Here is a 21,754-nt window from a genome sequence, read left to right on the forward strand (position 1 = left end):
TTATTTGATTTCATAAAGTATTTTAGCTAAATTTTTTGCACTTGCAAATTGCAAATATTCTTTTAAAAAATCTACTTTATCAAAAAATGCCTTATAATCGTATTTAAGATAAGCTTGATATAAATTTTCCACATTCACTTGCTCTTGTAAAAATTCAGGATTAAGCTCGCTTTTTCCTGCAAAATCCAAAAAGATATTTGCAAGGCCTATATGTTTGAGTTTTACAAAACATCTTGCGATAAATACATCAATAGCTTTAGCTTTATAAGCAAGCACAAAAGGCGTGCCAACCAAAGCTGCTTCAAGTGTAGCTGTGCCACTACAAATAAAAGCAAAATCAGCATTTTTTAGCACCTTTGGGGTGTTAGTTTGAATTTCAAAATTACTCATTTCTCCGTAAATTTCTAATCTTTTTAAATTAAACTCGGGTACGCAAAGGATTTTTTTACCTTTAAATTTAGTGCTTAACTCTCTAAAAATAGGCATCAAACGCTTTATTTCACTTTTTCTTGAGCCCGGTAAGAAAGCGATGATTTTTTCATCATCTTTTTTTGAAAGTATAGAATTTATATCTTCTTGATTTTTAAATTCTTTTATCTCATCTAAAAGCGGATGTCCCACATAAGTGCTTTTACTAAAAAACTCACTATCAAAAGGTAAAATAGAAGCTAACACATCAAAATGACTTTCTATGATAGGAATGCGTCCTTTTTTCCATGCCCAAACTTGAGGTAAAATATAATAAATTCTTTTTACTTTGGAATTTGCTTTTTTTAAAGCCTTTGCAAAAGGTAAGTTAAAGGCAGGAGAATCTATACATAAAATCGCATCAATTTTTTGAGCAAAACTTAAACTCACTAGCTCTTTTATGGCTCTTTTAGCTTTTAAAATGAGCGGCAAAACCTCTATAAAACCCATAGCACTAAACTCATGTGAGCTATAAAGTGGCTTGGAATTTAAACTAAATTCTTCACATAAATTCTCATCATAAATTCCCATTAAATCAAATTCTTTATACTCATTTTTATAAGCTTTTAAAACTTCTTTTAAATGCAAATTTGCTGAAGGCTCTAAGGCACAAACTAAAAAGGTTTTCATTTGAAAATATCCTCTATTGTAGATTTAACAAAGTCTTTTAATTCATCTGAAAAAGTATAATTTTTATTATAAAAAAACAAATTAACTTTTATACTTTTATCTTCATAACTTAAATTTTTATTTTCAAATATTGCTTTAAAGCCTTTTAATTTAAATCTAGGATTATCTTCTATTTTTAAGCCTTTTGGATCTATAAAATATATAAAAAAATCTCCACTTTGTTTATTTTTTAACCAAAATATAAAATCAGGATAAAATTTTCTTTCTTTTTGCTGTTCTTCATCAAAATAAGGGATATAAATTTCATCTTGATTTTCTACCAATTTAGAAAAATACCATTCATATTGTTCAAAAAAAGACAAATTTAAATTACTTTCTAAATCTTCTAAAAATTCTTTTTCACTTTTATTAGAAATGGCAAAATTAATCTTATTTTCTTTATCATTTTTATTGTAAATGATTAAAGGGCTATAATAATGCTTGCTAAGTTTTGCACTAATTATATAGTTTTGCACCTCCTTGCTTTTTTGACTTTCTTTTATACCTTGCATTAGCTCATCTAAATTTATTTTTTTATTTTCAAAGTCTGCTTTTAATTCATCTTCACTTTTTGCGTTTAAAACATCTTTTATAGTCTTATTAATTTTTTGAACGGTTTCAAAATCTAACTTTGCTTGTATATTTTTATAGTGCGTTATTTCTTCTTCTAGCTTTACAAATTTATCCAAAACTTTGGCATTAGAATTTAACACACTATTGATTGTTTTTAATGTTGTTTTTTCATTAAATTCTACATTGTTTCTTAGTAATTGAATTTTACTTTCTCTTCCTTCGCTAAATTTATAAAATTCTTCTAATGTAGAATATTTAAAATTTTTATACAAACACTGCTCTAAAATCAAAACATCCTCATCGTAAGATTTTATAAATTCTTTTAAAGATTTTGCTTCTTTTTCTGAAATTCTATAGATACTATTTAGTTTATTTTCATTTTTATATTTTGGCACAGGTAAATTAAACGACAATTTTGAATTAATATCTTTAAATCCTTTTAAATGTCTACTTTCCATAAATTCACATTCTATACCATCTATGATAGCTTTTATGGCTTCATTATCACTTGCCATTACAAAAAGAGTTTCTAAACCGCATGCTAAATTTACACATCGCTCATCGATTTTAAACATCTCTTTTAAAGCATTTAATCTCTTTCTTATATTTAAAAAAGGTTCTATTCTGACACCTCTTCCTATAGTTTGCAAAACATATTTTTTAGCATTAATGCTTCCTATATTGATAAAAGAAATTAAATTTACGCGGTTGCTATCCCAACCTTCTGAAAAAACCTTACTTCCTAGCATTATATTGATAGAAGATTGTGAGCTATTGATATTTTCAAAATGACTTTGTGATATATCGCTTATGCTTTCTACTCCAAGCTCAAGTAAAAAATCTTTTTCCCATTCTTTTGCATTTGAAATATTTAAAAGCATGAAAGGTTTGTTTGAATTTTTACTCTTAAAAGCTAATTCTTTATCATTCCCTTTAATGCTATAACATTCTAAATTTGCGTTTGCGTTTGCATAAAAAATATTTTCTCTAAGTTCATCATTATTTGCATTTTTTATATATTTTAAAAAATCATCGCTTAGGGTATTTATACCAAAATACAAATTTTGATTTTGAAGTTTTTCATAAAGCTCTAAAGCTATATTGCCTATATCTACTTTATTTTTTAATACATTATACACTGCCTTAAAATACGCTTTTATACCCGCATCTTGAGTATTTACTTTATCAGAAACCGCTATGATTAAAGGATTATGATATATAAAATCTTGTCTTTTTAAAAATAATTCTTCTTTTGATTTTACAATAGCATTGAATATTATAAAACTTTCTAAAATCGTTTTAATTTTTGCTTCTTCGTTATTTTCACTTTTAAAATCTAAATTCTCATTTAAAACTGCTATATTTTTACCATATCCTTCTTGATTGAATTTTTGAAGATTATAATTATAAGCACAAGTTATAAAATCTATTTCATCTTCAAAAGTAGCAGAAAAATTAAAAACAAAGCCTTTTGGAAATTCATCTTCTTTGATAAAACCTCTAGCAAGCTCATGATAATAGTTTTTTCTTAGTGATGTTTTACTATCACCTCTATGAGCTTCGTCTAACAATATATACCAACCATCTTTATTAAGATAATTTTTATAGTTTAATCTTTTTGCTTTTTTATCTTTGCCTACATTTTCTTCACTCTCAAGTAAATCACTTCTTGCAAAATACACCACCGCTTCATTTAACAAACTAGCTTCTTTTTCTATGCTTTCAAAATCTTTTAAATCTTTTATTTTGATAAAATTGCTGTGATGATTATTGTATTTGGCTATATTTGCTTTGAATTGATTTAAAATCTTATCATTTGGCACTAAAAGCATGATAGGCTTTTTAGGTAATTGATTATTTTTAATGAATTCATGTATCAAAGCTATAAGTTTGATCATAACTATAGTTTTACCACTTCCTGTAGCCATCCAAAATGAAGCTCTTGCGATATGTTCTTTTTGTAGTTTTAAATTCTCGCTTTCATCTTGATAAAATTCTAAAAGCTTTCTGCGTTCTTGATTATATTCATGTAAATTTAACTCATCTTTCATATAAAAAGAAAGTATGGCTAAAGCATTTTTAACACTTTCTTGCTGATAAAATTGCAAATTTATGGCTTGAGAAAAATTACTAAAATCATAACTTTCATCAAGCTTTTGCACTAGTGATTTATCATGGATAAATTTATTTAACAATAAATGTTTTCTTGTATTTTGTTTTGCTTTAGCCATTATTTTTCCTTTAAAGCTTTAATTGTTTTTCATCATTTTCAGCATGTAAGAATTTTTTATATACTGAAAATTCTTGTAACTACTCATCTTGCAAGTGGTGCAAAGGATGACATTGTTTTAAATTATTACTTAATTTTTTTAATGTTAAAATTTCTTGATATTGAGTATCTATAATACCATTAAGCAATTCAATAATGAACTCGCCAAATCTTCGATTACATTTTTTAATCGGGCATCTCCAATATACTTTATTTGAATGACGCCAAATTTTATCTAGACTTAAAGAATTAGCAAAAATAGCATTCTGCCTTGAAATCCAAAATAAATCAAAATTTAATGTAGAATATAATTTTAACAATTCTTTTTGATCTTGGTTTGTTTCATAAATATTTTGAATATATATTTCCCATGGTGTTTTATACTCATGAAAATAAATTTGAATTCCAAAATCCCAATATATATCATTCTTAAAATCATTGGTTTTTTTATAAATTTTAATATCTCCTTCATTTATATAATTAAATCCATTGTATGGAATTAAAGATGTTTTGATTTCTATTTTTATTTCTTTTTGAAATAAAATTTGAGATGATCTAATATTTAATCCATAAATTAACAAATCTCTATCAGTGTTATCATCATTATTTTCATTTGACTTTGTTATAAAGCCATAGCTATCTAAAATATCTCTAATAAAAATCTCTCCTAAGACACCTCTTATATAACAATCTTTTTGTAAATTTTCATTTCTGTATCTTAAATTATTTACATAATCCGGAAAAGGTCTATTTAATGCCTCTTGCATTTGTTTTTCATTGAAAGTATACATTTTATTTTCTCCACCATATTAGATTTTTTAGTTTTGGATATTTAATTAAGTCTATATTTTCTAAATTTATAATCTCATCGTTTTCAAATTCGCAAGATTTTATGCCATTTTCATCTATAAAAATATTTTTGATTTGAAGTCCTAAAAGATTTGACATCGTTAAAAATATATCAAATTCTTTATCATAAGCTTTCATATCAAGGCATATATTCTCGCCTTTTTTAAGTGCTTTTACGAGTTTGCGTGATTTTCTATAATCTATAAGTGAATTTTCATCAAGTTTATACTCACAATTTTCTAAACTCTCTTCATAGCTTTCAAGTTCATAGTATCTAAAAGCACCACCACCTTTAAATTCTACTTCTTTACTTACACCACAAACAAAACCATTTAAAACTTTTTTCATTCTTGGGATGATGACTTTGTAAAAATGTTCTCCCATTTCCACCCCAAGCCATTTGCGTTTTAGTTTATGTGCAGTAGCTATTGTCGTACCACTACCTGCAAAAAAATCTAAAATAAGTGAATCTTGATTACTACCTATATCGCAAATCCTTTTTAAAAGCTTTTCGGGTTTTGGTGTATTAAAAATTTTATTTTCGAAATTTAATTTAATTTCATTTGTAGCATCAGCATTTAATACAAAATCATACCAAATAGAAGATGGCTTAAGATTAGAAGCTATATCAATATAGTGTTTATAATACACTTTATCATTATTTTTAAAAATAATTTCATCTCTTTCAAGTCTTGAATAAAAGGTGTTTTCTGACATCTTCCATTGATATTCACTGCCTTTTAGTATTTTTCCATTAGGTAATCTAATATCATAATGCAATCCAGGACTATCTTGCAAAGAGGTATCATTTAGTGGCTTTTCAAGATAATATCCCACTTTATCTTTTTTATATTTAGAAATATTTGTTCTTGTAATTCCATATGTTTTAAGATGTTCTATATTTTTTGCATATATATTTATATACTCTTGTTCAACTGCTATATGATTAGAGTCATTTCCACCACCTGCTCGCTTTCTCCAAATGACATTTGCTACAAAATTTTCTTCACCAAATACTTTGTCACATAAAATCTTGAGCCTTGCTTGTTCATTATCATCTATACTTATAAAAATACTCCCACTGCTTTTTAGAAATTCTTTTGCCAATTCTAAACGATTATCTATCATAGCAAGCCATGAAGAATGATTAAATTTATCAGTATATATAAAGCCATCATTGCCTGTGTTATAAGGCGGATCTATGTAGATTAGATCTATTTTACCTTGATATTTTGGCATTAAAGAATTTAGCGCTTGAAAATTATCTGCTTTTATAAGTTCTCCATTTAAAATTTCATCTAAATTTTCAAAACTTTGTAAAAGTTTTGAGTAATTTTCCTCACTTAAATACTTCGTATCAAATGGTAAGAATTTGTATTTTTCATCGTTTATAAACTTTATATCAAACTCATCATTTATGAAATTTAATTCTTTCCATTCTGCGATTTGCTCATTAAAATTTATATCTTTATATATGGAGTTTAAAATTTCATCAGCGTTGTTTAAGTGTGATTTAATAATATCTAAGCTAAATACATAGTGAGCGTTTTTAGCAAATTTTGGCTTTAACCATATAGCTTTTAACTCATTTTCAAAGTCAGCTATCATATCAATGATAGCAAAAGCGATTTGTTTTAGAGTGTTAATCTCATCTATCTTTTCTTTAGTCCAATCAGTAATGCTATCATTCACATAAGAAAACAACCACAAATCAAATTGTTCTTTTAAAAATTCTTTTGCATTTTTATGGATGAAAAAATCTACTTCATTTTGTTTTTTATAAGTTTTAAAAAGCTTTTTTAGCTCTTCTTCTTTTATGTTTATTTGTGCATTTTTTAAAGTCTTTAAAAAAACATCGCTAAATTCACTTGAGTTTTGTTTAAAAACATTTGCGCCATCATTATTTTTAGAATTTATCACTTTTATATTTATATTATCATCTTGTATATTTTGCAAATAAAAATTGATTTTACTTTTATTATTATCAGCATTTTGCTCATACTCATCGGTAAGAAAATTTAAAGTATATTTTTTATCTTCACTTCGCAAGCTTAAAGGATTGTAAATAGTATCTGATTTTACATAGTATAAATTTTGTGTTTTATAAAAAAGACTTGTGTCTTTTGAGTTTGAATATACCCTTGCATAGATATTTTTATACATAGGTGTATCGTAAAAAAACGGCGTTCCTGTTTCGTTTAAATAAGTGCTAAAAAAATTATAAAGTTTATTATAAGTATCTGTATAAAGATTTTGTGTGTCTAAATAGTCTTTGATTTTTTGAAAATATTTTTCTTTTATAACGAGTAAATTTGTAAAACCATTTTTAGCTTGATTTTGCGAGTTTTTGATTTTCGCACCTAAATAACAATCTTCTAATTTTGAATAAAATGCTTTTTTATAATCCATACTTTACCTTTAAATTTGTAAGTTAAAATAATATCTTTTTTTGACTTAAAAAAATGAATAGATATTGCGTAGAAAAGTAAAATTTACTTGCTAAAATAGCAAGTAAATTTAATAAATCGGAGTTGCTTCAACAATAGCAGGAGCAAAGAAAAATAACTCTTTTAACTCTATCGGCACAGAAGGATTTACAGTGCAATCATCTAAGCCAAAACGATTTTCTATAGGTACGCGCGCTTCATAAAAGGTACTCATGCATTTTACCCCGCCATGAGTTAAAGATCTAATTTGCACAGCTGAACTTGTAGTAGGCATGATAGAAAAAACCGTTTGCATTTGCCCATCTTGTAAATCTTGCTTGCAAGATTTCACTCCAAAAGATTTTTCACTTAAGACAGCTAAACACACATCAGCACCTCTAGGGTTTATAAACTGCACATAGCCAAAAGGGCGTTGCACGGCATATCTATCTTTTTGTTTTAACGCATCGCTAAGAATTATCTCTTTTAAAAACCAATTTTGCTCTTCTAGTTTTTCAGAGCTATATCTAAAAGGACTAAGTGAAATTCCTGTTTCTAAAGATCTTATCGCGAACATAGGTGTAAAATCTTCTAAATCATCAAATAAAACTTCAGCTTTTAAAAAACTTAAAATAAAGCAAAATAAAATACAAATTTTTCTCATCATCTTCTCCTAAGGTCTTCTAAAATTTACAGGAAAATGATCCGAAGCTAAAAAAGTCCTAAGTCCTGCTACAGCTAAGATTGCAAGAATTCTAGGCGGACTATATAAAGATGTAGTGCTTGAATTTCCCGTAATCGCATAATCAATTGTATTGCCACCTGTTTGTGTAAAAGAAGGAGGTGCGACTATATTAATGCGAGATCTTAAATCCGGATCAATTAAATTTACAATAGTCCCAGGAGGTCTGTTAAAATCCCCTAAAATCATCCAATTAACCTGTGGCATATTCCTAAAGTGCATATCCACAGCACTTATAATAGCCCCTGCATCATTACCGCCTCTTGATAAAGCGTGTATGCTAAAAAACGCATCATTTCCTATACGAATTCCTATAATAGGCCTTGAAGCAACAGTTGGAGGTGGTAAAACTATCACCTCATCAGCTCGCGTTCTACTCACAATAGCCATATTTACGCGATTTGCCCCAACATCAACTCTTGAGTAGTATATATAAACCGAATTTGGACGACTTGATGAGCCCAAATTCCACTCATACTCATGAATAGGAATGCCAACTCCCACGGGTTGAACTTGTCTTGGCGTCATTATAGCAGTGCTTGGTAAAACTCCTGCTTCTTGAACAGCCAAAATATCCATAGGATTAGCACCAGTTACAAGCTGTCTTATGCTAATATTCCACTTACTTTCAGTAGAAGCTGATGCACCTTGTAAATTCCAAGTACCACTATTATAATTTTCCAAAGCAGCAAATAATAAATTAAAACTAAAAATCAAAAATACTATCTTTTTCATCATCACTCTCCCGTATAAGCATAAGGCGATCTTGTTTGAAAAGCAGGCGCACTAATGCTCCATTGTCTATCTAAATTTTTTTCTTTTGATTTCAAACAAGGTGTCAAATAAATACTATAATAGTCAAAATAAAATTCCTCCATTACATTTCCAACTGTCGTTTGTATACATTGTTGTGTTGCAAAATTTTGAATTTGATAAGCACCATTGCTCATAGGATATAATCTCCAAAATTGTGCAAAATTTGTCTGATCGCAAGGATAATGTACTATACCATTACCATAAGCATTTAAGCAAGTTAAAGTTTTTGCATTTTTAATCATCACAGTATTATTTGGAAATTCAATGAGTTGCCACACTCTTGCATCACCAAAAGATTTACTATCAAATAAATTATACCCCCATATCCAATTGCCTGGATTTAAAGCCCAAACCGTTAGTGCAGCTCCATTTGGGTTCATAATAGTTACAAAATCGCTTACAAATCCTATATTTTCATACAAAGCATTTGAAGTAAATCCATTGCTTGATGTAAGCCTTGGTAATGGTCCTTTTACAGCATTATCTCCTTTAAAAGTATTGACTTTCATAAGAGGTGGCTCAAGTGGTATAGCTGGGATTTTCTTACCTTCCACTAAAGTTGGTGTTTTTTGTTTAGCCGGTGGAGTTGGATTTTTACCTATTTTCAAAGGATCTCCATCGCTAAATTCTCCAAAAGAACGCCCTAAAGGATTGATTTCTTTAGAAGAACATCCAATAAAAAAAGTTATAAATACACTCAATATCATCATAAATCTAAGTTTTTGCATATTCTCTCCTTAAAAAATATAAATTTAAATATATTATCATAATTTTAAATAAATTTTGATAGAAAATATCATTTAATAAAATCTTCTTAGATTAATCAAATATTTTAAAAATGAATTGTTATAATTTTATTAATTTTAATCTAAAAAGGAAAAATTATGGATATTGTACAAAGATTTATAAATTACACTAAGATTAATACCACTACAAGTAGAGAAAATGGCGCCAAAGGCATTATGCCATCAAGCCCTAATCAAATGGAGCTTGCAAAATTACTTGAAAAAGAATTACAAGAACTAGGTTTAAAGGACATCAAAAGAAGAGAAAACACCATCACCACAGCTCTTTTACCAGCAAACACTCCAAATGCTCCTAAAATAGCCTTTTTTGCGCATTTAGATACAAGTATGGAACAAACTAATGACACCAAAGCACAAATCACTAAGTATCAAGGTGGAGATATATGCTTAAATAAAAACTTAGATCTTTATTTGAAAGAAAGTGAATTTAAAGAGCTTAAAAACTACATAGGAGATGATATTATCCACACTGATGGCACAAGCTTGCTTGGAGCTGATGATAAAGCAGCTATTGCAGCTATTATGGATATGCTTGAATTTTTTGTTAAAAATCCTGATATTAAGCATGGTGATATTTATGCTTGCTTTTTACCTGATGAAGAACAAGGTTTAAGAGGGGCAAAAGCTTTTGATATAAAAGAAATTAATGCTGATTTTGGATATTGTTTAGATTGTTGTGAGATAGGAGAATTTATTTATGAAAATTGGAATGCAGGAGATTGTGAAGTAGAATTTATAGGAAAATCTGCTCATCCTATGAGTGCTAAGGGAAAATTAGTTAATTCTTTACTTTTAGCACATAAATTTATCTCTATGCTTCCAAATGGCGAAGCACCTGAATACACAGAAAATAAAGAAGGATATTTTTGGGTTAAAGAACTCAAGGGAAATAGCGCTAAAACTATTTTAAAAATAGATATTAGAGAATTTGATGATGAAAAATACAAACAAAGAATGCAATTTTTACAAGATTTAAACGATAGTTTTAAAAAGCTATATGGAGAAGAAAGAATTAACATTAAGCTTAACGATCGTTATAAAAATGTCTTTAATAGTCTAAAAACAACCAAATCTTTGCCTATTAAACTTGCTTTACAAGCTTATGAAAATTTAAATATCAAAACTAAAATCATTCCTATGCGTGGAGGATACGATGGAGCGGTGCTTTCGGAAAAAGGCCTGCCTTGTCCAAATATCTTTACTGGAGCACATAATTTTCACTCTATTTATGAGTATTTACCTGTTAAATCTTTAAAAGCGGCAAGCAAAGTTATACAAGAAATCATCATCCTAGCCGCAAAATAAATTTAAGCCTTTTAAGGCTTAAAATTATAATAACACAAAAGCAATTACAACCACCGAAACAACACAACCTAAAGCAGTTCTTTTAACAATTTCTAAAGGACTAACCCCGGCTATAGCTGAAACGATGATACAAGCTCCTAAAATAGGCGAAAGGTATCTTCCAAGCACTGCTGACATTGCCACTGCAGTACCAAGTTTAACTTGATCAAAACCAAGATCTTGAGCATGAATAGTTACAGCCTTGTTAAATGCCATAGCAGCAGCATCACCGCTACCTGTAATCATAGCCATTAAAAATGGTATAAAAGTTCCACCAAAACGCACATAATGCTGTTCATTTTTAAGCCATTCTATGATAATATCAATTACACCGCATGCTTTTAAACCCGCAACAAAAACACTAGCAGCTATGATAATCCCTATAATCTCTGCATAAGATTTTCCCATGCCATTGAAAAACTCTTTAAAAATATTATCAGGCTTACTCATAGTTACCACCAAAGCTATAATCGCCCCTAAAAGCATAGCTTCAGCAACTCCAACTTGTTTTGTCCATGTTAAAAACTCATAATCATTTAAAGGACTTGCGCCTATGATTAGTACAATCAAAGGCACTAAAGGCATAAGCGCATAAAATACATTTACTTTTTCAATATTATCTTCAGTCTTGTTTTGATTAGCCACTTCAAAAACTTGCCCTTTTTGATAATCTTTAAAAATCACTGCCATAATCATCAAAGAAATCATCACTATCACTCCTGCTGTTAATGCATTTGGAGTTTGAGTTAAAACAATTTCTTGTATATTTTTCCCTGAAATTTCAGAAATCAAAGCCGTATGAGAAACACCTGGACTTAAAATTCCTCCTATAGTTCCACAAAGCACTGTTGCTGCTGCCATAGCAGGTTTTATACCTGAAGCCATTAAAAGCGGTATTAAAGTCGCACCAACTGCAGCTGAACATCCTGCCGCTGAAGGTATAGCTATAGCAATAAAAAAAGTTACCATAAAAGCAAGTGGGATTAAGAAAAATCCTACATTTTTCAAAGGTGTTGTAAGTAATCTAACCAAATGTTTATCGCATTTAGTCACTTTCATCACAAAAGCAAAACCCATACTCGCACAAATTGCCTTAATCAAGGCAGGTTGCACCATAGCATGCGTAAAAGCACTCAAAGCTTCAATGGGCTTAAGTGAAATCAAGCACAAGATAAAACCAATACTAATTAAAGCTGTTTTTGTTTCCACTTTTTTAATAAGCAAATAAACCACAGCCACAATACCAAAAATCGCAGCTAAAAGATAAAAAGTTTGCATTTTTCTCCTTTAGATTTTAGTTGTTTGATTGACTTTTAAATATTCTACATTAAATGGATAGCTTAGCTTTAACACATCATGATGACCTATGATTTTTAAGCTATCATCTTGCACTTTTAATGCAGAACCCTCCGGTATAGCATAAACAATGTCTTTTGGATTAGTTAATAAAAACTCTTCCAAACGCTCTTCTCTACTTTCTCCGTTGTGTCCAGGAATTTTCCCGCCAATAAAATGTGGGTTGATTTGACAAGGAAAAACCCCTAAACTATCAAAACTTTTTGGCATAACAATAGGCATATCATTAGTTGTTTTTATGCTAAGACCTGCTATGTTTGAGCCTGCACTCCAACCTATATAACAAGCCCCTTTTTCAATACGCTCTTTTAACACTTCAAGCAAATCATTTTTATATAATTTATGCAAAAGCATAAAACTATTGCCACCACCTACTAAAAAAACCCTTGCATTTAAAATCGCTTCTTTTAAATTTTCAAAATGGTGTAATGATTTGATATTATCTTTTTTCAAGCCTTCTTTTACTCTAGCTTCATAAGCATCATAAGTCCTTCTAACACCCGCATAAGGTATAAAAAGAATTTCTTCATCTTTCATGGAATTTTCTTTTAAAAAATCATCTATAAATTCTCTAGTATGACTTAAATAAGCACTATCTTTATAGCCAGAAGCACTAAAAAGTAAAAGTTTTGACATCATTCTTTCCTTTAAAAAATTAATCAAAACTATAATTTTAATATTTAAAAAATGAAAAAACAATTTAGTAATAAAAAAATATTGTATTACTTGTGTTAGAATTTAAAAAAAGGAAAAAACATGAAAGAAATTTTAATAACAAACGATGATGGCTATGAAAGTGAAGGTTTAAAAAAGCTTATAAAAATGCTAAGAAAGCATTTTAAAGCTAAAATTACCATAGTAGCTCCTGCTAGTGAAAAATCAGCATGCTCACACTCCATAACACTAACTAAGCCTTTGAGATTTCATAAGGTTGGTAAAAGATTTTACAAGCTTGATGATGGCACGCCTGCAGATTGTATTTATCTAGCTTTACATGCTTTATATAAAAAGCGTTTGCCTGATCTTGTCATAAGTGGAATTAACAAAGGTGCTAATGTAGGCGAGGATATAACCTACTCAGGAACTTGCGCAGGTGCTATGGAAGCAGTACTTCATGGAATTCCTGCCATTGCTTTATCGCAATTTTACAAAGATAATCAAAAAGAGCTTGATTATAAACTTGCTTTAAAACTTACTAAAAAAATAGTCAAAAATATCTTTGAAAAGGGCTTTCCTTTAGATAAAAAAGAATTTTTAAATATCAACTTTCCTTCTAGCAAAACAGCCTTTCAAGGCTTAAAAATTTGCAAAGCAGGTAAAAGAATTTATAGCTATAAAGCACACTCAAATACAAATCCAAGAGGTGTAGAATACTACTGGCTAGCTGCTGCTAATCTTGATCATGAAAATGAAAAAGACTCAGACATAGCACTTTTAAAACAAGGCTATGCCACAATAACCCCTATAATGCTTGATCTAACAGCTTATAAACAAATGAAAAATCTCAAAAAATGGATGAAAAATGGATAGATACACGCGTATAAAATGGCTTATTAATGAAGAAAATTTTATCAAAATTCAAAACACTAAAGTTTTAGTTTGTGGGCTTGGTGGAGTTGGTGGAATTTGTGTTGATGCGCTTTTTAGAAGTGGCTTTAGTAATCTAACTTTAATTGATGCGGATAAATTTGAAACTACTAATCAAAACCGCCAGCTTCATAGTGAAAATATAGGCGAAGAAAAAGCTAAGGTTTTTGAGCGTATTTACAATGCTAAAGGTATAGTCAGTAAAATCGATGATGAGTTTTTGAAAAGTTTTAATTTGAGTGAATTTGATCTTATCATCGATGCGATTGATGATATACCTGCTAAGGTTGCTTTGGCTAATTTACTTGATTTGAAAAAGCAAATTTTTATCTCATCAACCGGTGGAGCTAGAAAGCTTGATCCAACGCGTATTAAAACGACAAGCATATTTAAAACACATGGCGATGCTTTAGCTAAAAAATTCCGCTATGAACTTAGAAAATCGGGCTTTAAAGGGGATTTTGATGTGGTATTTTCAGATGAAGAAGCCCATTGTAAAGATCTTGGCTCATTTATGGGTGTAACAGCTTCTTTTGGACTTGCTCTAGCTTCTTTGGCTTTAAGGAAAGTGCTTGATAAGAAAGCTTGATATAAAAGACTTAGCTCCTTGTATCAAGCTTTTTAAGCAAAGCGTATCCATTCTTTGTAAAAATGATTATACAAAAGAACAAATTCGTGCTTGGATTAATATAAACCAAAAAGCTTGGGAAGAAAAATTTCAAAATCAACTAGGTTTTGTTTATGAAGAAAAAGGCCAAATTGTATCTTTTATAAGTATAAATTTAGAAGAAAAAACACTCGATCTTTGCTTTACTCATACAAACTATGCTCATCAAGGTTATGGCAAAGCTTTATTGGAATTTGCTCTTAAAAACTACCCTTATAGTGAAATTTATACTTTTGCTAGCCTTAGTGCTAAAAATTTCTTTTTAAAAGCAGGATTTAAAATCATCAAAGAAAACATTGCTATAAGAAATCAACAAGAATTGAAAAATTTTTTCATGAAAAAGAAAATAAAACGATTTTAAAAAAGCAAATAAAATGCATTTTATCTGCTTCTACTTTAAAATTTTTAATGTCTTAATTACACTCAATAAAGGTATTATAAAAGATAATAATAAATTTTTCACTACAAAGGTAAAAATTATAAATATCATCAAGCTAAGTAAAAACACAAACTGGAATTTAAAACAATATAGACAAATTGTAGGTTTTATAAAAAGTAACAAAATTTACGCTTTTGTCTTAAATATATAAATGTAAATGATTTAAAAAAGCTTTACCTAAGAGAAGAAGTAGTAAAACTATATCTAGATCAATTATAAACAAGGATTTTATATGTTAGCTTTAAGCACTCATCTTTTTTTGGCTATTTCTTTGATATTGCTTTCATTTGATAAAGTCAAAATTTCGTATATTTTTTTACTCTTTTCAGTCTTGTTGGGATATGTATTTAAAATTATAGATATAACTTTTATAGTGATTAATGTATTAGTTTTTATAACGGCTATATTGTATCAGTATAAAAAAATTTTCATATTAGAAATAGCATTATTTATCTATGCTTTAGCTTTATTTCTTCATTTTATCCCTGGTGTAAATAACATCAAAGTTTTAGATCAAGTTTATGCAAGCACAAATAGCGCACCTTTTAATCTTTACTTTAGTATTGACAAGCCACTAGGGGTTTTTATACTTTTTATACTTTTTCCTATTTTATTTAAAAACACAAAATACACCAAAGCTTCAGTGCTAAAATGGAGCTTATTGCTTTTATCTCCTATTCTTTTGCTGTGCGTGCCTTGGTATTTGGGTGTTATCAAACTAGAAATAAGCATACCATCATGGATTTTATATTTTTTATTTTCAAATCTTTTGTTAGTTGCTTTAGTAGAAGAAGCTTTTTTTAGAGGTTATCTCCAACAAAGACTTACACAATTTATTCACCCCAATCTTGCTTTATTAATCGCAAGCATAGCTTTTGGATTAGTGCATTATAAAAGCGGTGTTTTGATGATTGTATTTGCTAGTGTTGCAGGTGTGATTTATGGCTTAGCTTATAAATACTCAAAAAGCTTATGGATGAGCGTATTGTTTCACTATGGATTAAATTTAATCCATTTGATATTTTTTACCTATCCATTTTACTTAAAACATTAGCGATTATAGTTTTCTAACTAGAAAAAATAAAGGATGATAAGTCAAGGTATTTTGAAATTCTTTTTCATAGTTTTTTAAAAATGCCTTGCTTATAAAAAATTTATCACCCAAAGCATTTACCCCGCTTAATTTCAAATGTCTAAAAAGCTCTAAAGTATGATCAAATTTTAACTCTTTTAATTCTTCTTTTGCCTTTATGATCTTAAATTTTTTAGAAAGCTTTTGTGCAATTTGCTCTAAAGTTAAATATTCAAGTGATAAATTAGTGCTTTGTTTTATTTGAGTGAAATTTTTTTCTCCAAAAGTAGAAAAAAGCAAAATCCCGTTTTTATTTAACATATTTGCAAGATTTTCTAAAAGCTCATCTATCTTTAGCCACTGCATACAAGCATTTGAAGCTATAAGATCAAATTTTTTCGTATAAAAATGATGATTTTTAAGCTCATTCATATCAAAAACACCAAATTCATCAAACTTACAAGGATTTTCAAAAGGATAAATATCATTTAAAAAATAATGCTTAAATTTAATACACTCTTGCAAAGCCTTACTAAAAACCCCTACCCCGCAGCCAAACTCAAATACCGCTTCAAAATCACTAAAATCATTCTTAACAAGCATTTTACAAAGCTCTTTAGCCATATCTTTTTGCACTGGTGTATTTGCGCTATAAGTGTCTTTTGCTCTTATGAAAGTTTGCAAAGCTCTTCCCAAGTGTGGTATTTAAAAAATATAAAATGTGGCTCATCGATAAACATTGCCTTTTCTTTAAAAAGATTTAAAACATGCTTTGGTGGAAAGATTTTATCCTCTTTACTGATTATGGCTTTATCCCAAGTGAAATTTTCATTTAAATCCTTAGTGCAAAACTCATATAAGCTTAAAAGTTCTTCTTTTAAATACTCATCTTTTTCAAAGTAAAATTCATCACTTAAATTCATTCTTTTTTCAAGCAAATTTGTTTTAAAATCTTCCAAAGCAAATCTTTTCATTGTAAGTTTAAAAATGGCTTTTTTAATCCCAAATTCATCATCTATAGGTAAATTTGTGCCATTTATGGCTATTTTTTTATCAAATTTTATATCTTTTAAAATTTTACTCGCCACGCAAACTCCCATAGAAAAGCCAACAAGAGTGATTTTTTCAAATTTATTAAGATCAAATTCCCAACCAAAACTCGTATAATCATACACCATTAAAACATTTACATCACTTTTTAAATGCGTAAAATGGCTAAAATGCGAGCAAAATCCTGAAAAAAATAAAATCAACTCAGATGAATTTGCATTTTCATGTAAAAAATGAGTTTTCAAAATACCTCCAAAACCTTTTCTAAGTCTTTTTTCACTAAACCAGCATGCAAAGAAAAGCGAATTCTAGCTGTATTTTTAGCTACGGTTGGCTCTTTAATAGCAGGTGCGAAAATACCATTTTCTAAAAGCTTTTGTGAAATTTCACTAGCTAGTGCATTTTGCCCTAAAATAAAAGATATCATATAAGCCTCACCTAAAACCACACCTTTACTTGCCAAAGCATTTTTAAACCAAGTGCTTAACTCTAAAAGCTTTTTTCTTTGAGCGTTAAATTCATGCAAATGCTTAAAAACATGCAAAGTCCAAGCTACATTGATAGGTGCAATGGCAGTTGAGTATATAAAAGCTCTTGCTTTATTGATAAAAAAATCTTTTTCATTACTTATCATGCAAGCTCCCATGGAAGCTATGGCCTTACCAAAGGTAAAAACTAAAAAATCCACTTCCTTTTCTAAGCCCAAAAATTTCACATAACCCAAACCATCATCTCCAAAACAACCTATGCTATGAGCTTCATCGATGTAAATTTTGATATTTTTAAACTCTTTTTTTAAATTTATGAATTCTTTTATAGGCGCAAAATCTCCATCCATACTAAATAGCGCTTCACTTATGATGATGATATTTTCAAATTCTTTATAATGCTTTTGCACTAAGCTTTGTAAATGCTTTATATCATTGTGTTTAAATCTTATAAATTTAGCCCCGCCAAGCCTTAAACCATCAATAATACTTGCATGTACTTGCTTATCTGCCAAAAATAAAGTATTTTTAATGCTTGCTAAAGCTTGCAAACAGCTAACATTTAAGGCATAGCCATTGTTAAAATGTAAGATTTTTCTGCCTAACTTAGCTTCTAAAAAGCTTTCGAATTCATCAAAAATCGCATAATTTCCACTCAAGCTTCTTGAACTTGAACTAGAAAATTCAAATTCTTTTAAATGTGTTAAAAAATCTTGCTTTAATGCTTTTTCATTGCTTAAATTTAAATAATCATTCCCCGCTAAATTTAGTAATTTTTGCTCATTATAAATAACATATTTTCCCTCATGTTTTAATGAGCGTAGAATTCTAAAATTATCTTGTTGTTTTAACTCATCTAAAATTTGTGCAATTTGCATTATTGTTTAAGCCTTGCGTAAGCTTGACAACCTAAATCATCTTTTAAATCACAAGCTTTACCAAAATATTCTAAAGCTTTAGAAGTATCTTTTCTAACGCCTTTGCCATTTACATACATAACTCCAAGATTAGAACAACCATCTCCACTATTTAAACTGCAAGCTTTTCTAAATAATTCAACTGCTTTAAAATTATCCTTTTTTACACCGTATCCATTTGCATACATAAAACCAAGATTAGAACAACCAGAGCCTTCATTTAAATTACATGATTTTTGATACAATTCTACCGCTTTAAAATTATCTTTTCTTATACCATAACCTTTTTCATACATTACACCAAGATTAAAACAACCCAAGCCTTTTTCTAAACCACATGCTTTTTGATACAATTCCACTGCTTTGAAATTATCTTTTCTTACACCTTTTCCATCCATATACATAACACCTAGATTAGAACAACCATCTCCACTATTTAAACTGCAAGCTTTTCTAAAATACTCTAAAACTGAATCACCTCCATCATAAGCTTTAATCCCTTTTTTAACCAAATCCTCTTGTGCGTATGCAAAATTTAAAAATAAAATCGCTAAGATAATCAAAACTTTTTTCATACTTTACCTCTAAATTTAAGATAAAAGCTAATTATATAAATATTTTCTAAATAATCCTTTTTCATTTTAAAGCATAAATTTGAGTAAAAATTGTAGTATTATTAGTAATAAAAATCAAAGAAGTAAAAATGAATTTAAAAGAACTAGACTTAAAACACATTTGGCACCCTTGCACGCAAATGAGCGATCATGAGTTTTTACCTTTAATACCTATAAAAAAGGCTAAGGGAGTGTATTTGTATGATTTTGATGAAAAATCATACATAGACTGCATTAGCTCTTGGTGGGTAAATATCTTTGGTCATTGTAATGAATATATCAATGAAAAAATCAAAGATCAACTTCAAAATTTAGAACATGTCTTGCTTGCAGGCTTTTCACATGAGCCTATCATAAAGCTATCACAAAGGCTTTGTGAGCTTTTACCTTTTGATAAATGCTTTTTTGCAGACAATGGTAGTTCAGCCATAGAAGTGGCTTTAAAAATGAGCTTTCAATACCACTTAAACAATGGCTCTAAAAAGGATAAATTCTTATCGCTTAGCAATTCTTACCATGGAGAAACCTTAGGTGCATTAAGCGTTGGCGATGTAGCACTTTATAAAAAAACCTATGAGCCTTTACTTTTAAAAAGTATCACAACGCCTGTGCCAACAAGCAAAGACTATACAAAAGAACTTGAAATTTTAGAAAGTATTTTAAAAAATCATCATCATGAAATTTGTGCTTTTATACTTGAGCCTTTACTTCAATGTGCGGGCAATATGCATATGTACGAGCTTGGGTATTTAGATGAGGCAGTTAAACTTGCTAAAGATTATGGCGTGCAAGTGATATTTGATGAGATAGCCACAGGTTTTGGACGCACAGGGGAGATGTTTGCGCTTGATTATTGCTCACAAAGTATTGATTATATATGTCTTTCTAAAGCTATCACGGGTGGGTATTTACCACTTTCAGTGGTGCTTACTAAAGATGAAATTTATGAGAAATTTTATGATAGTTATGAGAGCCAAAAGGCCTTTTTACACTCTCACTCTTACACAGGTAATGCCCTAGCTTGTGCAGCGGCTAATGCGACTTTGGATATTTTTGAAAAAGAAAATATCATCACAAAAAATAAAATCAAAAGTGCTTTTATAAAAACTCAATGGGAGAGTTTAAAAGAATTTGACTTTTTAGGAAATTTTAGAAATTTAGGCATGGTAAGTGCATTTGATATACAAAAAAGCAAATACCAAAGAGCAGGACTTGAAGTCTTTCAAAGAGCCTTAGAAAAAGGATTGCTTTTAAGACCACTTGGAAATACAATCTACTTCATGCCACCATATGTTATAAATGAAGTTGAGATTGCTTATGTAGTGCAATCTTTAAGAGAGATTTTCAAGGATTTTTGAAAGTTTTTTACACACTTTATCATCAAATTCTATGATAGGAATTTTAGCGTAATTGCTTATAAAATCCTTGCTAAAAGTATCTTGAGTTTTTAAGATTAAAGCAAGGATTTTAATATCTCTTTGTTTTAGTGCTTCTATGCTTAAAAGCGTGTGATTGATACTTCCTAGATAGTCTTTTGCGACTAAAATCGTAGGGTACTTAAACGCACTCATATAATCAATCATTGTTTTTTCATCATCAAGGGGCGAAAAAAGCCCACCAGCTAGCTCGATAATGAGTTTTTCACTTTGTGGAATTTGTATATCAAAGGCTTTATAATTTAAATTCTCTAAAATCCTACCTTTGTGCGGTGAAGCAGGGGTTTTTAAAAACACACCTTCTTTGAAAATCTTAGTTTTTGGGCTAAACTCAGCTACTACCTCACTATCTTTTGGCGTGCCTGCTTGGATAAGCTTAAAATAATCAAAACCCAATTCTTTACAAATTCTAGCACTTAGATAAGTTTTACCAACATCTGTGTCTATACCGCTAATGTATATTTTCATTTTAAACCTATGAAAGTATTTTTAAACCCACGGTGCAAGCAATGATAAGAGCAATCAAAAAAAGCTTTAAAAAGCTTTTGCTTTCTTTATAAAAAAGTACCCCTATGATAACCCCGCCTGCAGTTCCAGCTCCTGTCCATATAGAATAAGCCACACTCATAGCAATACTTTGCATGCTAAGGCTTAAAAATCCAAATGAAAAAGCAAAACACACTATCAAAGCTAAAAGATAAAGCTTATTTTTAGTGCTTACAAGTTGTTTCATAATAATCACGCCAAAAATTTCAAAAGCAGTCGCCAAAAACAAAAAGAACCATTCCATTATTTAGCTTCCTTGCTAATAATTTTAAGGCCTATGATGCTTAAAAGCAAAATGGCTATTAAAGTAAGCTTGGTAATAGAGCTTGGCTCATTGAAAATAAACATCTCATTAAGCACCACTCCAACCGTGCCAATACCTACAAAAACACTATAAGCAATACTTACTTCAAGTCTTTCACAAGCTTTTAAAAAACATGTAAAAGATATACAAACTCCAATGGCTGTTAAAGCATAATGCCAAATTTCAGTAGAGTATTTTAAACCACTTACCCAAAAACACTCAACCAAACCACCTAAAATTACCATAAACCAACCAAAATTAGAGCTTATTTTTGTTCTTTCAATCATAATCTACCTTTTTTTAAAAGTGCAAATTA

At 29.4% G+C, this 21,754-nt stretch carries 22 protein-coding genes and 1 pseudogene; 7 read left to right on the forward strand and 16 right to left on the reverse strand.

Annotated elements, in window-relative coordinates; all coding sequences use genetic code 11:
• The 7 genes from lpxB to L8X27_RS04770 all read right to left on the reverse strand — a co-directional run bounded on the left by lpxB (position 1) and on the right by L8X27_RS04770 (position 9,540).
• Positions 1–1,098, reverse strand: a complete 1,098-nt coding sequence (lpxB, locus tag L8X27_RS04740; RefSeq protein ID WP_263661980.1) for a lipid-A-disaccharide synthase — start codon at positions 1,096–1,098, stop codon at positions 1–3.
• Complete coding sequence (locus L8X27_RS04745; protein ID WP_263681089.1) at positions 1,095–3,941, reverse strand: DEAD/DEAH box helicase family protein; 2,847 nt, start codon at positions 3,939–3,941, stop codon at positions 1,095–1,097. The genes lpxB and L8X27_RS04745 overlap by 4 nt, the downstream gene beginning before the upstream one ends.
• A gap of 79 nt (positions 3,942–4,020) precedes the next feature.
• Positions 4,021–4,770, reverse strand: coding sequence for a hypothetical protein (locus L8X27_RS04750; protein ID WP_263681091.1), 750 nt, complete (start codon positions 4,768–4,770; stop codon positions 4,021–4,023).
• Position 4,771: 1 nt separating this feature from the next.
• A complete protein-coding gene (locus tag L8X27_RS04755; RefSeq protein ID WP_263681093.1) occupies positions 4,772–7,237 on the reverse strand; it encodes a site-specific DNA-methyltransferase in 2,466 nt (821 codons plus the stop codon).
• A gap of 108 nt (positions 7,238–7,345) precedes the next feature.
• A complete protein-coding gene (locus L8X27_RS04760; RefSeq protein WP_133319530.1) occupies positions 7,346–7,918 on the reverse strand; it encodes a cytolethal distending toxin subunit A in 573 nt (190 codons plus the stop codon).
• 9 nt (positions 7,919–7,927) lie between these two features.
• Positions 7,928–8,731, reverse strand: coding sequence for a cytolethal distending toxin subunit B family protein (locus tag L8X27_RS04765; protein WP_133319572.1), 804 nt, complete (start codon positions 8,729–8,731; stop codon positions 7,928–7,930).
• A gap of 2 nt (positions 8,732–8,733) precedes the next feature.
• Entirely contained in the window at positions 8,734–9,540 is an 807-nt protein-coding gene (locus tag L8X27_RS04770; protein ID WP_263666612.1) for a cytolethal distending toxin subunit A/C, read from the reverse strand.
• Positions 9,541–9,696: 156 nt separating this feature from the next.
• Between L8X27_RS04770 and pepT the strand changes: the two genes are divergently transcribed.
• Positions 9,697–10,923, forward strand: a complete 1,227-nt coding sequence (pepT, locus tag L8X27_RS04775) for a peptidase T (RefSeq protein ID WP_133319528.1) — start codon at positions 9,697–9,699, stop codon at positions 10,921–10,923.
• A 24-nt stretch (positions 10,924–10,947) separates the two neighbouring features.
• Here the strand turns inward: pepT and dcuC are convergent, their stop codons facing one another.
• Positions 10,948–12,240, reverse strand: a complete 1,293-nt coding sequence (dcuC, locus tag L8X27_RS04780) for a C4-dicarboxylate transporter DcuC (RefSeq protein ID WP_263681096.1) — start codon at positions 12,238–12,240, stop codon at positions 10,948–10,950.
• 9 nt (positions 12,241–12,249) lie between these two features.
• Positions 12,250–12,954 (reverse strand): dipeptidase PepE, encoded by a 705-nt coding sequence (gene pepE / locus L8X27_RS04785; RefSeq protein ID WP_263681098.1) that lies wholly within the window; start codon positions 12,952–12,954, stop codon positions 12,250–12,252.
• Positions 12,955–13,074: 120 nt separating this feature from the next.
• Here pepE and surE point away from each other — a divergent pair, with 120 nt between their 5' ends.
• The 5 genes and pseudogenes from surE to L8X27_RS04810 all read left to right on the forward strand — a co-directional run bounded on the left by surE (position 13,075) and on the right by L8X27_RS04810 (position 16,065).
• Entirely contained in the window at positions 13,075–13,848 is a 774-nt protein-coding gene (surE, locus tag L8X27_RS04790) for a 5'/3'-nucleotidase SurE (RefSeq protein ID WP_133319525.1), read from the forward strand.
• The gene (locus tag L8X27_RS04795; protein WP_220566570.1) at positions 13,841–14,494 is read left to right on the forward strand and encodes a ThiF family adenylyltransferase; all 654 of its coding nucleotides are present in this window, start codon (positions 13,841–13,843) and stop codon (positions 14,492–14,494) included. Before surE ends, L8X27_RS04795 begins: the two co-directional genes overlap by 8 nt.
• Positions 14,478–14,933 carry a GNAT family N-acetyltransferase gene (locus tag L8X27_RS04800; protein WP_263681099.1) on the forward strand — a complete coding sequence of 152 codons (456 nt, stop codon included), beginning with the start codon at positions 14,478–14,480 and terminating at the stop codon, positions 14,931–14,933. Before L8X27_RS04795 ends, L8X27_RS04800 begins: the two co-directional genes overlap by 17 nt.
• A pseudogene (locus tag L8X27_RS04805) lies at positions 14,923–15,230 on the forward strand (hypothetical protein); the annotation flags it as partial. The gene L8X27_RS04800 and the pseudogene L8X27_RS04805, both read left to right, overlap by 11 nt.
• A 13-nt stretch (positions 15,231–15,243) precedes the next feature.
• Positions 15,244–16,065, forward strand: a complete 822-nt coding sequence (locus L8X27_RS04810) for a CPBP family intramembrane glutamic endopeptidase (RefSeq protein ID WP_263671221.1) — start codon at positions 15,244–15,246, stop codon at positions 16,063–16,065.
• A 3-nt stretch (positions 16,066–16,068) separates the two neighbouring features.
• Here the strand turns inward: L8X27_RS04810 and bioC are convergent, their stop codons facing one another.
• From bioC to L8X27_RS04830, 4 genes are read right to left on the reverse strand one after another with little or no spacing between them, the layout of a single operon-like run.
• Positions 16,069–16,767 (reverse strand): malonyl-ACP O-methyltransferase BioC, encoded by a 699-nt coding sequence (gene bioC / locus L8X27_RS04815; RefSeq protein ID WP_263671220.1) that lies wholly within the window; start codon positions 16,765–16,767, stop codon positions 16,069–16,071.
• Positions 16,752–17,378, reverse strand: a complete 627-nt coding sequence (locus L8X27_RS04820; protein ID WP_263671219.1) for a pimeloyl-ACP methyl esterase BioG family protein — start codon at positions 17,376–17,378, stop codon at positions 16,752–16,754. Before L8X27_RS04820 ends, bioC begins: the two co-directional genes overlap by 16 nt.
• Complete coding sequence (locus L8X27_RS04825; protein ID WP_263671218.1) at positions 17,375–18,499, reverse strand: aminotransferase class I/II-fold pyridoxal phosphate-dependent enzyme; 1,125 nt, start codon at positions 18,497–18,499, stop codon at positions 17,375–17,377. The genes L8X27_RS04820 and L8X27_RS04825 overlap by 4 nt, the downstream gene beginning before the upstream one ends.
• Positions 18,499–19,113: a tetratricopeptide repeat protein gene (locus L8X27_RS04830; protein ID WP_263671217.1), complete on the reverse strand. Its 615-nt coding sequence runs from the start codon at positions 19,111–19,113 to the stop codon at positions 18,499–18,501. Before L8X27_RS04830 ends, L8X27_RS04825 begins: the two co-directional genes overlap by 1 nt.
• Positions 19,114–19,241: 128 nt before the next feature.
• On the opposite strand from L8X27_RS04830, the gene L8X27_RS04835 reads away from it, so the two are divergent.
• A complete protein-coding gene (locus L8X27_RS04835; RefSeq protein ID WP_263671216.1) occupies positions 19,242–20,510 on the forward strand; it encodes an adenosylmethionine--8-amino-7-oxononanoate transaminase in 1,269 nt (422 codons plus the stop codon).
• Here L8X27_RS04835 and bioD read toward each other — a convergent pair.
• From bioD to L8X27_RS04850, 3 genes are read right to left on the reverse strand one after another with little or no spacing between them, the layout of a single operon-like run.
• Entirely contained in the window at positions 20,484–21,056 is a 573-nt protein-coding gene (gene bioD / locus L8X27_RS04840) for a dethiobiotin synthase (RefSeq protein ID WP_263671215.1), read from the reverse strand. The genes L8X27_RS04835 and bioD overlap by 27 nt on opposite strands.
• A 7-nt stretch (positions 21,057–21,063) precedes the next feature.
• Positions 21,064–21,378 carry a DMT family transporter gene (locus L8X27_RS04845; RefSeq protein ID WP_087699706.1) on the reverse strand — a complete coding sequence of 105 codons (315 nt, stop codon included), beginning with the start codon at positions 21,376–21,378 and terminating at the stop codon, positions 21,064–21,066.
• Positions 21,378–21,725, reverse strand: coding sequence for a DMT family transporter (locus L8X27_RS04850; RefSeq protein ID WP_087699708.1), 348 nt, complete (start codon positions 21,723–21,725; stop codon positions 21,378–21,380). Before L8X27_RS04850 ends, L8X27_RS04845 begins: the two co-directional genes overlap by 1 nt.
• Positions 21,726–21,754 lie beyond the last annotated feature (29 nt).

It is taken from the genome of Campylobacter sp. CNRCH_2015_1657 (genome assembly GCF_025772685.1).
Taxonomy (GTDB): Bacteria; Campylobacterota; Campylobacteria; order Campylobacterales; family Campylobacteraceae; genus Campylobacter_D; species Campylobacter_D lari_D.

What these genes read in the sequence shown, in the direction of transcription:
- lpxB (WP_263661980.1), bottom strand. Translation starts at nt 1,098, where the DNA reads ATGAAAACCTTTTTAGTTTGTGCCTTAGAGCCTTCAGCAAATTTGCAT.
- L8X27_RS04745 (WP_263681089.1), bottom strand. Translation starts at nt 3,941, where the DNA reads ATGGCTAAAGCAAAACAAAATACAAGAAAACATTTATTGTTAAATAAA.
- L8X27_RS04750 (WP_263681091.1), bottom strand. Translation starts at nt 4,770, where the DNA reads ATGTATACTTTCAATGAAAAACAAATGCAAGAGGCATTAAATAGACCT.
- L8X27_RS04755 (WP_263681093.1), bottom strand. Translation starts at nt 7,237, where the DNA reads ATGGATTATAAAAAAGCATTTTATTCAAAATTAGAAGATTGTTATTTA.
- L8X27_RS04760 (WP_133319530.1), bottom strand. Translation starts at nt 7,918, where the DNA reads ATGAGAAAAATTTGTATTTTATTTTGCTTTATTTTAAGTTTTTTAAAA.
- L8X27_RS04765 (WP_133319572.1), bottom strand. Translation starts at nt 8,731, where the DNA reads ATGAAAAAGATAGTATTTTTGATTTTTAGTTTTAATTTATTATTTGCT.
- L8X27_RS04770 (WP_263666612.1), bottom strand. Translation starts at nt 9,540, where the DNA reads ATGCAAAAACTTAGATTTATGATGATATTGAGTGTATTTATAACTTTT.
- pepT (WP_133319528.1), top strand. Translation starts at nt 9,697, where the DNA reads ATGGATATTGTACAAAGATTTATAAATTACACTAAGATTAATACCACT.
- dcuC (WP_263681096.1), bottom strand. Translation starts at nt 12,240, where the DNA reads ATGCAAACTTTTTATCTTTTAGCTGCGATTTTTGGTATTGTGGCTGTG.
- pepE (WP_263681098.1), bottom strand. Translation starts at nt 12,954, where the DNA reads ATGTCAAAACTTTTACTTTTTAGTGCTTCTGGCTATAAAGATAGTGCT.
- surE (WP_133319525.1), top strand. Translation starts at nt 13,075, where the DNA reads ATGAAAGAAATTTTAATAACAAACGATGATGGCTATGAAAGTGAAGGT.
- L8X27_RS04795 (WP_220566570.1), top strand. Translation starts at nt 13,841, where the DNA reads ATGGATAGATACACGCGTATAAAATGGCTTATTAATGAAGAAAATTTT.
- L8X27_RS04810 (WP_263671221.1), top strand. Translation starts at nt 15,244, where the DNA reads ATGTTAGCTTTAAGCACTCATCTTTTTTTGGCTATTTCTTTGATATTG.
- L8X27_RS04825 (WP_263671218.1), bottom strand. Translation starts at nt 18,499, where the DNA reads ATGCAAATTGCACAAATTTTAGATGAGTTAAAACAACAAGATAATTTT.
- L8X27_RS04830 (WP_263671217.1), bottom strand. Translation starts at nt 19,113, where the DNA reads ATGAAAAAAGTTTTGATTATCTTAGCGATTTTATTTTTAAATTTTGCA.
- L8X27_RS04835 (WP_263671216.1), top strand. Translation starts at nt 19,242, where the DNA reads ATGAATTTAAAAGAACTAGACTTAAAACACATTTGGCACCCTTGCACG.
- bioD (WP_263671215.1), bottom strand. Translation starts at nt 21,056, where the DNA reads ATGAAAATATACATTAGCGGTATAGACACAGATGTTGGTAAAACTTAT.
- L8X27_RS04845 (WP_087699706.1), bottom strand. Translation starts at nt 21,378, where the DNA reads ATGGAATGGTTCTTTTTGTTTTTGGCGACTGCTTTTGAAATTTTTGGC.
- L8X27_RS04850 (WP_087699708.1), bottom strand. Translation starts at nt 21,725, where the DNA reads ATGATTGAAAGAACAAAAATAAGCTCTAATTTTGGTTGGTTTATGGTA.